The following is a 10,011-nucleotide window of genomic DNA, read 5'->3' as shown; positions in this document are numbered from 1 at the left end:
CGGCGCCGTTCGATTTTGCCGGGCCAAACCCCCCGGGGGGGCCCCCCCGGCGGCCCCGCCGGCGATTGAGGCGTGGGGTCCGGGGCGGAGCCCCGGTTCAGAGGTACCGCTTCAGCTCCCGCCGCGCCAGCGAGCGCTGGTGCACCTCGTCAGGACCGTCCGCCAGCTTCAACGTCCGTGCCGCCGCCCACAGTTCGGCCAGCGGGAAGTCCTGGCTGACACCGCCCGCGCCGTGCACCTGCACCGCCTTGTCGAGGATGTCCACGACCGCGCGCGGGGTGGCGATCTTGATCGCCTGGATCTCGGTGTGCGCTCCGCGGTTGCCGACCGTGTCCATCAGCCAGGCCGTCTTCAGCACAAGGAGCCGCAGCTGCTCCACCGTGACCCGGGCATCAGCGATCCAGTTCTGTACGACACCCTGCTGGGCGATCGCCTTGCCGAACGCCTCACGGGAAACGGCCCGCCGGCACATCAGCTCGATGGCCCGCTCGGCCATACCGATCAGCCGCATGCAGTGGTGGATGCGGCCCGGCCCGAGCCGCGCCTGGGCGATGGCGAAGCCGCCGCCCTCCTCGCCGATGAGGTTCGACGCAGGCACCCGGACATCGTCGAAGACGACTTCCGCGTGGCCGCCGTGCGAGTGGTCCTCGTAGCCGTACACCTGCATGGCGCGCCGGACCTCCAGGCCCGGGGCGTCGCGGGGCACCAGGATCATCGACTGCTGGCGGCGGATGTCCGCGCCGTCCGGGTCGGTCTTGCCCATCACGATGAAGATCTTGCAGTCGGGGTTCATCGCCCCGGAGATGTACCACTTGCGGCCGTTGACGACGTAGTCGTCGCCGTCCCGGTCGATCCGCGTCTGGATGTTCGTCGCGTCCGACGAGGCGACCTCCGGCTCGGTCATCGCGAACGCGGACCGGATCTCGCCGGCGAGCAGCGGGTCCAGCCACTGCTTCTTCTGCTCGTCGGTGGCGAACTGCGCGAGCACTTCCATGTTCCCGGTGTCGGGGGCGGCGCAGTTCAGCGCGGTGGGCGCCAAATGCGGGCTGCGGCCGGTGATTTCGGCCAGCGGCGCGTACTGGAGATTGGTCAGCCCCGCCCCGTACTCCCCGTCCGGCAGGAAGAGGTTCCACAGGCCCTGCCTGCGCGCCTCGGCCTTGAGCTCGTCGACGATCGCGGGGGTGTCCCAGGGGGAGGCCAGCTTCGCGCGCTGCTCGTCCGCGACCGCCTCGGCCGGGTAGATGTGCTCGTCCATGAAGGCGAGCAGCTTGGCCCGCAGCTCCTCGGTGCGCGCGTCGAATGCGAAGTCCATGGGTGTACTCAGCCTTCCTGGAGGGTGGTGAGGCCGTGCTCGATGAAGAGGGGCACGAGATCGCCGATCCGGTCGAAGCCGGGGCCGACGGTCTGGCCGAGGGTGTAGCGGTAGTGGATGCCCTCGAGGATCACGGCGAGCTTGAACCAGGCGAAGGCCGTGTACCAGGCGATGGCGGAGGTGTCGCGGCCGGACCGGGCGGCGTACCGCTCGATCAGCTCGGCCGCCTCCGGGTGGCCGGCCGCGCCCGCGGTGGTGCTGATGGGGGAGTCGGGCAGTTCCAGCTTCTTGCTGTACATCACCAGCAGCCCGAGATCGGTCAGCGGATCGCCGAGCGTCGACATCTCCCAGTCCAGCACGGCCTTGATCCGGTCGTCCGCGCCGACCAGGACGTTGTCCAGGCGGTAGTCGCCGTGGATGACGGTGGGCGTGGGGGACGCGGGCAGTTCGCGGCCGAGCGCGGCGTGCAGCTCGTCGATGCCGGGCAGTTCGCGGTTGCGCGAGGCGTCCAGCTGCTTGCCCCAGCGGCGCAGCTGCCGGTCGAGGAAGCCCTCGGGCCGGCCGAAGTCGCCCAGGCCGACCGACTCCGGGTCCACGGCGTGCAGTTCTACGAGGGTGTCGACCAGACCGAGCACCGCGTCCCTGGTGCGCTCCGGCCCCAGCGGCGCCAGCTCCTCGGCGGTGCGGTACGGAGTGCCGTCCACGAATTCCATCACGTAGAACGGCGATCCGATCACCGAATCGTCCTCGCACAGCAGCACCGGCTCCGGCACCGGCACGGCGGTCGGGTGCAGCGCGCTGATCACCCGGTGCTCGCGCTTCATGTCGTGCGCGGTGGCCAGCACATGTCCGAGCGGAGGCCGCCGGACCACCCAGCGGCCGGTGCCGTCGGTGACGGAGTACGTGAGATTGGAGCGGCCGCCCTGGATCAGCCGGGCGCTGAGCGGTCCGCTCACCAGCCCCGGCCGCTCGCGGTCGAGATAACCGCGCAGCTGCTCGGGATCGAGGCCTGGCGGCGGGACTGAGCTCATCGGGGGCACCTCCGGGGGGGCGGGTGGAACCGGTCCCGCTCATGATGACCGACCAGTCGGTATGTAGTCCAGTGCGCAGCCGGATCCCAGGCCTGGATCACAGGCGGACAGGGCGCAGGCGCACCAGGCGGGGCTCAGGCGGGACAGGCTCCAGCGGGGCGGGGCGCAGGCGCACCAGGCAGGGCTCAGGGGCGGCGGGGCTCAGGCGCGGCAGGACACAGGCGTACCAGGTAGGGCTCAGGCGTGGCAGGCCACAGGGACTCCGCCGTTCATCTCCGCCATGTCGCCGAACACGGCGACGGGGTCCAGCGGCGAGCCCTCCGGCTGCCCGTCCAGCTCCGCGTACGCCCGGTGCAGGTTCGCCACCAGCCGTTCGCTCTCCCGCAGTTCGGCGAAGACCCCGAGGTCCGCCTCGCGCGCCGTCTCCAGCGGAGTGAGTCCCTTGGCGTGCCCCTGCTGGGCCAGCTCGGCGACGTACCGCAGATAACGCTCCGTGGCGTCGTACGCGGACGGGTCGGTGATCGGGCCGTGGCCGGGCACCACCGTCGACGCGTCCAGCGAGCGCAGCACGTCCAGCGCCCGCAGCGACCCGCTCAGCGAGCCCATCGGGATGAACGGGGTGCCGCCCTGGAAGATCAGGTCCCCGGTGAAGACCACCCCTTGTCCCGGCAGATGCACGACCGTGTCCCCGGGGGTGTGCGCCACGCCGCCGGGGTGGATGAGGCGCACCTCGACGTCCGAGACATGGACGGTGAGCCGGTCGTTGTACGTCACGGTGGGGGCGGTGATCCTGATGTCGCCGAAGTCGGTCTGCGGCCACAGAAGATGGAGCTGGTGACCGGCCGCGAGCACTTCGCTGCGGCAGGAGTCGTGCCCGATCACGACGGCTTCGCTGAATACGCCGTTGCCGTAGGTGTGGTCGCCGTGGTGGTGCGTATTGACGACGGTGCGCGGCAGCGGGACGCCCGCTCCGAGGATCGCTTCACGCAGCGCCCGCGCGCGCCGCTCGGTGGCGGCGGTGTCCACGAGGAGGGTCGATTCACCGTCGCTGACGAATCCCGCGTTGTTCAGACACCAGCCGCCGTCCGGCTGGACGTAGGCGTGCACTTCTGGTGTGAGCTGGACGGTGTACGGATCTGTCGCGGACAACTGAGTGCTCCCCCGAGTCAAGGCCGAACCGGTCAGGAGGAGCCTGTCAGTCGGGCCCGCGCGAGGGAAGCCGGACGAGCGGGCTCAAGGGGTCGAATCAGTGGTCGTCCCAGTGCCCGTCGTGTCCGTCGTGTCTGTCTTGCCCGTCGTGCCGGTGTCCGTCGTGGGCGTAGTCGCGTGGGCCGCGCCGTGCTCCATGGCGGGGTGGCCGCAGTGGGGTCCGTGCTCGTGGGCGTGCCCGCTGTGCGAGACATGCTCGCCGGGCTCGCACTCGTCCCAGTAGCCGGAGTGCGCCTTGTGGATACGGCCGTCCTGCGCGTGGTCGACGTGATCGCCGTGCGGGATCTCGGCGTGCCCGCAGGTCGGACCGTGGGTGTGCTCGTGCGTGGGGTGTTCTTGATGGGGAGCCGCCATGGTGCTCACCTTTGATGCGATTCACGGCATCTGCCGCTGTCCAGGCTAGTCTTCGACGCCCTGCCTGTCCTCACACCACCATCGCTACGGCGAACCCCGCCAGCGCGACCGTACAGGCCACGGCAGCCAGCGCCGTCCGCGCCGACAGCACTTGCGGCCTGGGCCGGGCTGTCAGCGCTTGCACCCGCCGGTGGGCCACCCGCAGAAAGCCCAGCCAGACCAGCGCGCTGAGCGCCACCGCGACCAACCCGGCCGGGCCCAGATCGCCGCCCGCCACCTGCCGGGCCGCGAGCACGGCCGCCACGGTGTATGCCAGCGTGGTCCTGCGCCACGCCAGCCGGGTCCGCTCGGGCTGCAGTCCCGGATCCCGCTCGGACACGGCCGTCAACGGCCGCCCTCCCACCCGAACAGCACGACCACCACCATCGCCACCGCCACGACGGCGATCACGACACTCAGCAGGACCGGGAACCGGGAGACCGGCAGATCCTCGCCCCGCCGCATGGCGCGCTCGCAGCGCACCCAGTGATTGACGGCCCGCAGCGCGCACAGCACCCCGGCGCCGAGCAGCCCGAGCGCCATCCCCGCCCGCAATCCCCAGGGCAGGTCCGGCAGGAACTGATCGACGGCGAACCCGCCGCCGATGAGCGCGAGCGCCGTACGGAGCCAGGCGAGGAAGGTCCGCTCATTGGCGAGCGAGAACCGGTAGTCGGGGGTCTCGCCCTCCTCCCGCACCCGGTGGGGCGCGAACCACAGCCGCAGGCTCTGTCCGAAGTCGCTCACGCGTCGCACCATACCTACGGATGGGCCAGTGGCCCGGGTGCGCCCGATTCAACCCGCGCCGTGCGCCCGCAGCCGTTCGTACGCGGCGAGCCCGTCCGGCGTCCACTCCCACTCGGTGAGCCGCCGCTCCAGTTCCTCCGGTGACAGGAAGTCGTACCAGGCGACCTCCTCGGCCTGCGGGTTCACCGGCAGCTCGCAGCGCACTTCGTACACAGCCGACCACCAGGTCTGATCGCCGCTCTCGTAAAGGAACTTGAACAGCGGTGCGGGCCGGGGGAGTCCGGAAACCCCCAGCTCCTCCTCGGCCTCGCGCAGCGCCGCCGCGTCGTAGCTCTCGCCCGCGCCGACCACGCCGCCCACGAACATGTCGTACAGCGAAGGGAAGACCAGCTTCGTCGGCGTACGACGATGGACGAAGATCCGGCCCTGCCCGTCCCTGACCAGGATGAACGCGCAGCGGTGGCGCATGCCGCGCGCGTACGCCTCGCCGCGGGGGGCCTGACCGATCACCTCGTCCTGCTCGTCGACGATGTCCAGGATTTCGTCAGCCGGGGTCATGCTCCAATCCAATCACTGGCGAACGGTTGACGAGTTACTGCCCCGTACCGAAGATCGGTCCCATCGCACTCCGGCCCCCCGACAAGGATGGAACCGATGGCGTACGACGCTGATGTGATCGTGATCGGGGCAGGTCTCGCGGGCCTGGTGGCCACCGCGGAGCTGGTGGACGCCGGACGCAAGGTCATCCTGCTCGACCAGGAACCGGAGCAGTCGGTCGGCGGTCAGGCGCACTGGTCCCTCGGCGGACTGTTCTTCGTCGACTCGCCGGAACAGCGCCGGATGCGGATCAAGGACAGCCGGGCCCTCGCGTTCCAGGACTGGCTCGGCACGGCGGGCTTCGACCGCGACGAGGACCGGTGGCCGCGTCAATGGGCCGAGGCATACGTCGACTTCGCCTCCGGCGAGAAGCGGTCCTGGCTGCATGCGCAGGGGATGCGGTTCTTCCCGGTCGTCGGCTGGGCCGAGCGCGGCGGCTACGACGCCACCGGCCACGGAAACTCCGTACCGCGTTTCCACATCACCTGGGGGACCGGCCCCGGCGTCGTCGCCCCCTTCGAACGGCGCGTCCGGGAAGGAGTGGCGCGCGGTCTCGTCCAGCTGAAGTTCCGCCACCGCGTCACCGGCCTGAGCAGGCACGCCGGCGTGCTGGACACCGTGAGCGGCGCGGTCCTGGAACCGTCCGACGCCGAGCGCGGCACAGCGAGCAGCCGCGAGGTCGCCGGAGCCTTCGAGTTCCGGGCCCAGGCGGTGATCCTCACCTCTGGCGGCATCGGCGGCAACCACGATCTCGTGCGCGCCCAGTGGCCCGACCGGCTCGGCACCCCGCCCGAGAAGATGCTCTCCGGCGTCCCCGCACACGTCGACGGGCTGATGCTCGGCATAGCGGAGCACGCCGGCGCGAGCCACATCAACCGCGACCGGATGTGGCACTACACCGAAGGCATCGAGAACTGGAACCCGATCTGGGCCAGGCACGGCATCCGGATCCTGCCGGGCCCGTCGTCGCTCTGGCTGGACGCGCGCGGCAAGCGGCTGCCCGTCCCGCTCTTCCCCGGCTTCGACACCCTCGGCACGCTCGAGTACATCATGAAGTCCGGCTTCGGCTACACCTGGTTCGTGCTCGACCAGAAGATCATCGGCAAGGAGTTCGCGCTGTCGGGCTCGGAGCAGAACCCCGACCTGACGGGCAAGTCGATCCGCGATGTGATCGGGCGGGCCAGGGCGGATGTGCCGGGGCCGGTGAAGGCATTCATGGACCACGGCGCGGACTTCGTGGTCGAGAAGGACCTCGCCGCTCTTGTCCGGGGCATGAACGCGCTCACCGAGGAGCCGCTGATCGACGAGGCCGAGCTGCGGCGCGAGATCACCGCGCGGGACCGGGAGATCAAGAACGCGTTCACCAAGGACCTCCAGGTCACGGCCATCCGCGGGGCCCGCAAGTATCTGGGCGACAAGCTCATCCGTACGGCCACGCCGCACCGCATCCTCGACCCCAAGGCCGGACCGCTGATCGCCGTGCGGCTGAACATACTGACCCGCAAGTCACTCGGCGGCCTGGAGACGGACCTCTCCTCGCGGGTACTGGCCGAGGACGGCGAGCCGCTGCCGGGGCTGTACGCGGCGGGCGAGGCGGCGGGCTTCGGGGGCGGGGGTGTGCATGGCTACCGCGCATTGGAGGGGACGTTTCTGGGGGGCTGCATGTTCTCGGGCCGCGCGGCGGGTCGAGCGGCGGCGAAGTCGGTCGCCTAGCCGGGTCCAGCGCCGCGGGGCTCCGCCCCGGACCCCCACGCCTCAATCTCCCCCGGACGAAGTGTGACGGAAGTCTGACGCGCAGCCGATTTCCCTGGCTTCGGGCAGCCACGAGTGTTCGAATCGAAGCGTGACCACACACCACCCCGACGCCGAGGGCGCCCCTGTGGGGCGCCGCTTGGTGCTCGGCATGCTCGGGCTCGGCGCGGCCGGCGTCGCGGGGGCGCCGTATCTGCAGCGCGGGCTCGAATCCTTCCTCGGCGCGGCCTCGGACAAGGATCCGACCGGGCTTTCCGGGCTGCTGCCCAACGGCGGCGGCTTCCGCTACTACTCGGTCGCCTCCTCCGTGCCGCACAAGGACGAGCAGAGCTACCGGCTGACCGTCGACGGGCTGGTCGACCGCCCCACGACGTACACCCTCGACGCGCTGCGCAAGCTGCCGCAGACCCGTGTCGTACGCGACGTCCAGTGCGTCACCGGCTGGCGCGTCCCCGACACCCCCTTCTCGGGCGTCAAGCTGTCGCTGCTGCTGGACGCCGCCGGCGTACGCCCGCAGGGCAAGGCGATCCGCTTCACCTGCTTCGACGGCACCTACAGCGAAAGCCTCACGCTCCCGCAGGCGCGCCGCGACGATGTGCTGGTCTGTCTGCAGATGCAGGACAAGCCGGTCAGCCACTCGCACGGCGGCCCGGTCCGGCTGTATGTCGCGCCGATGTACTTCTACAAGTCGGCGAAATGGCTCTCCGGGATCACCGTCACCTCCGACGTCCAGCCCGGCTACTGGGAGGAGCGGGGATATGACGTCGACGCCTGGGTCGGCCGGTCCAACGGCCGCAGCGACACCCCCACCGTCTGAACGGCCCGCGCGCGTACGGCGGTTCAGCCGCGCCGAACGCTGGGTGCACCGCACGACCGCCGCGCTGATGCTGCTGTGCGTGGCGACCGCCGCGGCCCTGTACGTACCGCAGATCGCCGAACTCGTCGGCCGCCGCTATCTGGTGGTCACCGTCCATGAGTGGTCGGGGCTGCTGCTCCCCGTGCCGTTTCTGCTCGGGCTCGGCTCGCGCGCCTTCCGGGCCGATCTACGCAGGCTGAACCGCTTCGGACGGCATGACCGGACGTGGCTGCGCGCGGTCAGGCGGCGCGACCACCGGCCCGCGTCCCGTCCCGCGGGCAAGTTCAACGCCGGGCAGAAGGTCTTCGCGGCGTGGCTCGCCGGCGCGGTTCTGGTGATGCTCGCGACCGGGCTGCTGATGTGGTTCACCTCGCTCGCGCCGTTGGTGTGGCGTACGAGCGCGACCTTTGTGCACGACTGGCTGTCGCTCGCGGTCGGCATCGTGCTCTTCGGACACATGGGAATGGCGCTCGCCGACCCGGAGGCACGAAGGGGTATGCGCACCGGGTCGGTCGAGCGCCCGTGGGCGGAGCGGGAGCACCCGCTGTGGCTGAAGGACGAGTAGCCACCAGTAGCTCGACGAGTGGCGCTGAAGGGCGCTGGGCGCTACGCGCTAAAGGACGAGTGACAGCAGCAGGACGAAGCCGATGCCGACCACCGAGATGATGGTCTCCATCACCGACCAGGTCTTGATCGTCTGGCCGACCGTCATCCCGAAGTACTCCTTCACCAGCCAGAACCCGGCGTCGTTGACATGGCTGAAGAAGAGCGAGCCCGCGCCGATCGCCAGCACCAGCAGGGCCGCATGCGAGGTCGACATGTCGGCCGCGAGCGGCGCGACAAGTCCGGCGGCGGAGATCGTCGCCACGGTCGCAGAGCCGGTCGCGAGGCGGATGGCCACCGCGATCAGCCAGCCCAGCAGCAGCGTCGGAATCGCCCAGTTCTTGGAGAAGTCCAGGATCATCTGGCCCACGCCGACGTCGATGAGGGTCGTCTTGAAGCCGCCGCCCGCGCCGACGATCAGCAGGATGCCCGCGATCGGGGCGAGCGACTTCTCGACGGTCGAGGAGATCCGGTCCTTGGTGAAGCCGGCCGCGCGGCCCAGCGTGAACATGCCGACGATCACCGCGGCGAGCAGGGCGATGAGCGGGGAGCCGATGAAGTCGGTGACGCGCTGGACACCGCTCTCGGGGTCGTCGACGACGAGCTCCACCAGCGCCTTGCCCAGCATCAGGACGACGGGCAGCAGCACGGTGGTCACGGTCGCGACGAAGCCGGGACGCCGGTCCAGGTCCTCGGAGGGCCGGGCGGGGATCATCTTCTCGGGCGCCGGGATGTCCACCCAGCGCGCGGCGTACCGGGAGAAGACCGGACCCGCGATGATCACGGTCGGGATGGCGACCAGCACACCCAGCGCCAGCGTGACGCCGAGGTCGGCGCCGACGGCATCGATCGCCACCAGCGGTCCGGGGTGCGGCGGAACCAGCCCGTGCATCACGGAGAGACCGGCCAGCGCGGGGATGCCGATCCGCATCAGGGAGTAGTTGCCGCGCTTGGCGACGAGCAGCACCACCGGGATCAGCAGCACGATGCCGACCTCGAAGAAGAGGGGCAGCCCGATCACAGAGGCGATCAGCACCATCGCCCAGGGCATCGCGCGCCCGCCGGCCTTGGCCAGAATCGTGTCGACGATCTGGTCCGCGCCGCCCGAGTCGGCGAGCAGCTTGCCGAGGATCGCACCGAGCGCTATCAGTACGCCCACACCGGCGACAGTGGTGCCGAGACCGGTGGTGAAGCTGACGATGGTCTTGTCCAGCGGCGCGCCGGCGAACGCGCCGAGCGCCAGTGAACCGATGGTCAGCGCCAGGAAGGCGTGGACCTTGAACTTGGTGATGAGCAGGACTATGACGGCAATGCCCGCGAGAACGGCTATGCCCAACTGCGCGTTGCCGGCCGAAGTGATCGTTTCGGTGGCGTCCGCTGCCAGCGTCTCGACGCTGAGACTGGTCACGGTGGCTTCCTTAGCTACTTGCCCCTGAAGAAGTCGGGGCTGCCGGCGGTGTGACGCGTTGGGGAGAGCTGGTGGAGCCATCGGTTGGCCGGGACAGTTGACGTGG

General features: G+C 70.3%; 11 protein-coding genes. 3 read left to right on the top strand and 8 right to left on the bottom strand.

What is annotated here, in order from left to right:
- Positions 1-97 precede the first annotated feature (97 nt).
- The 7 genes from ACFYWY_RS31040 to ACFYWY_RS31010 all read right to left on the bottom strand — a co-directional run bounded on the left by ACFYWY_RS31040 (position 98) and on the right by ACFYWY_RS31010 (position 5,247).
- The gene (locus tag ACFYWY_RS31040) at positions 98-1,312 is read right to left on the bottom strand and encodes an acyl-CoA dehydrogenase family protein (protein WP_389192392.1); all 1,215 of its coding nucleotides are present in this window, start codon (positions 1,310-1,312) and stop codon (positions 98-100) included.
- Positions 1,313-1,320: 8 nt separating this feature from the next.
- Entirely contained in the window at positions 1,321-2,343 is a 1,023-nt protein-coding gene (locus tag ACFYWY_RS31035) for a phosphotransferase family protein (RefSeq protein WP_389192389.1), read from the bottom strand.
- A 237-nt stretch (positions 2,344-2,580) separates the two neighbouring features.
- Complete coding sequence (locus tag ACFYWY_RS31030) at positions 2,581-3,492, bottom strand: MBL fold metallo-hydrolase (RefSeq protein WP_389192386.1); 912 nt, start codon at positions 3,490-3,492, stop codon at positions 2,581-2,583.
- Between the two features lie 84 nt (positions 3,493-3,576).
- On the bottom strand, positions 3,577-3,906 hold the full coding sequence (locus ACFYWY_RS31025; protein WP_389192384.1) for a hypothetical protein: 330 nt from the start codon (positions 3,904-3,906) through the stop codon (positions 3,577-3,579).
- Positions 3,907-3,976: 70 nt separating this feature from the next.
- Entirely contained in the window at positions 3,977-4,294 is a 318-nt protein-coding gene (locus ACFYWY_RS31020; RefSeq protein WP_389192381.1) for a DUF202 domain-containing protein, read from the bottom strand.
- On the bottom strand, positions 4,291-4,689 hold the full coding sequence (locus tag ACFYWY_RS31015) for a YidH family protein (RefSeq protein WP_389192378.1): 399 nt from the start codon (positions 4,687-4,689) through the stop codon (positions 4,291-4,293). The genes ACFYWY_RS31020 and ACFYWY_RS31015 overlap by 4 nt, the downstream gene beginning before the upstream one ends.
- Before the next feature lie 48 nt (positions 4,690-4,737).
- Positions 4,738-5,247 (bottom strand): NUDIX hydrolase, encoded by a 510-nt coding sequence (locus ACFYWY_RS31010; protein ID WP_389192375.1) that lies wholly within the window; start codon positions 5,245-5,247, stop codon positions 4,738-4,740.
- A gap of 96 nt (positions 5,248-5,343) precedes the next feature.
- On the opposite strand from ACFYWY_RS31010, the gene ACFYWY_RS31005 reads away from it, so the two are divergent.
- The 3 genes from ACFYWY_RS31005 (at position 5,344) to ACFYWY_RS30995 (ending at position 8,459) form a co-directional block, all read left to right on the top strand.
- A complete protein-coding gene (locus ACFYWY_RS31005) occupies positions 5,344-6,999 on the top strand; it encodes an FAD-binding dehydrogenase (protein ID WP_389192372.1) in 1,656 nt (551 codons plus the stop codon).
- Positions 7,000-7,189: 190 nt separating this feature from the next.
- Positions 7,190-7,855: a molybdopterin-dependent oxidoreductase gene (locus ACFYWY_RS31000; RefSeq protein ID WP_389192572.1), complete on the top strand. Its 666-nt coding sequence runs from the start codon at positions 7,190-7,192 to the stop codon at positions 7,853-7,855.
- A complete protein-coding gene (locus ACFYWY_RS30995) occupies positions 7,797-8,459 on the top strand; it encodes a cytochrome b/b6 domain-containing protein (RefSeq protein ID WP_389192369.1) in 663 nt (220 codons plus the stop codon). Before ACFYWY_RS31000 ends, ACFYWY_RS30995 begins: the two co-directional genes overlap by 59 nt.
- 48 nt (positions 8,460-8,507) lie before the next feature.
- Here the strand turns inward: ACFYWY_RS30995 and ACFYWY_RS30990 are convergent, their stop codons facing one another.
- Entirely contained in the window at positions 8,508-9,905 is a 1,398-nt protein-coding gene (locus ACFYWY_RS30990) for a gluconate:H+ symporter (protein WP_389192366.1), read from the bottom strand.
- Positions 9,906-10,011 lie beyond the last annotated feature (106 nt).

The organism is Streptomyces sp. NPDC002870 (assembly GCF_042888505.1).
Lineage (GTDB): Bacteria > Actinomycetota > Actinomycetes > Streptomycetales > Streptomycetaceae > Streptomyces.
The sequence above is the reverse complement of the archived record's forward strand: the minus strand, read 5'-3'. Positions and strand labels throughout refer to the sequence as shown.

Bases quoted from the DNA above. Each gene is read 5' to 3' on its own strand.
- ACFYWY_RS31040 (WP_389192392.1), bottom strand. From the start codon at position 1,312: ATGGACTTCGCATTCGACGCGCGCACCGAGGAGCTGCGGGCCAAGCTG.
- ACFYWY_RS31035 (WP_389192389.1), bottom strand. From the start codon at position 2,343: ATGAGCTCAGTCCCGCCGCCAGGCCTCGATCCCGAGCAGCTGCGCGGT.
- ACFYWY_RS31025 (WP_389192384.1), bottom strand. From the start codon at position 3,906: ATGGCGGCTCCCCATCAAGAACACCCCACGCACGAGCACACCCACGGT.
- ACFYWY_RS31010 (WP_389192375.1), bottom strand. From the start codon at position 5,247: ATGACCCCGGCTGACGAAATCCTGGACATCGTCGACGAGCAGGACGAG.
- ACFYWY_RS31005 (WP_389192372.1), top strand. From the start codon at position 5,344: ATGGCGTACGACGCTGATGTGATCGTGATCGGGGCAGGTCTCGCGGGC.
- ACFYWY_RS31000 (WP_389192572.1), top strand. From the start codon at position 7,190: ATGCTCGGGCTCGGCGCGGCCGGCGTCGCGGGGGCGCCGTATCTGCAG.
- ACFYWY_RS30995 (WP_389192369.1), top strand. From the start codon at position 7,797: ATGACGTCGACGCCTGGGTCGGCCGGTCCAACGGCCGCAGCGACACCC.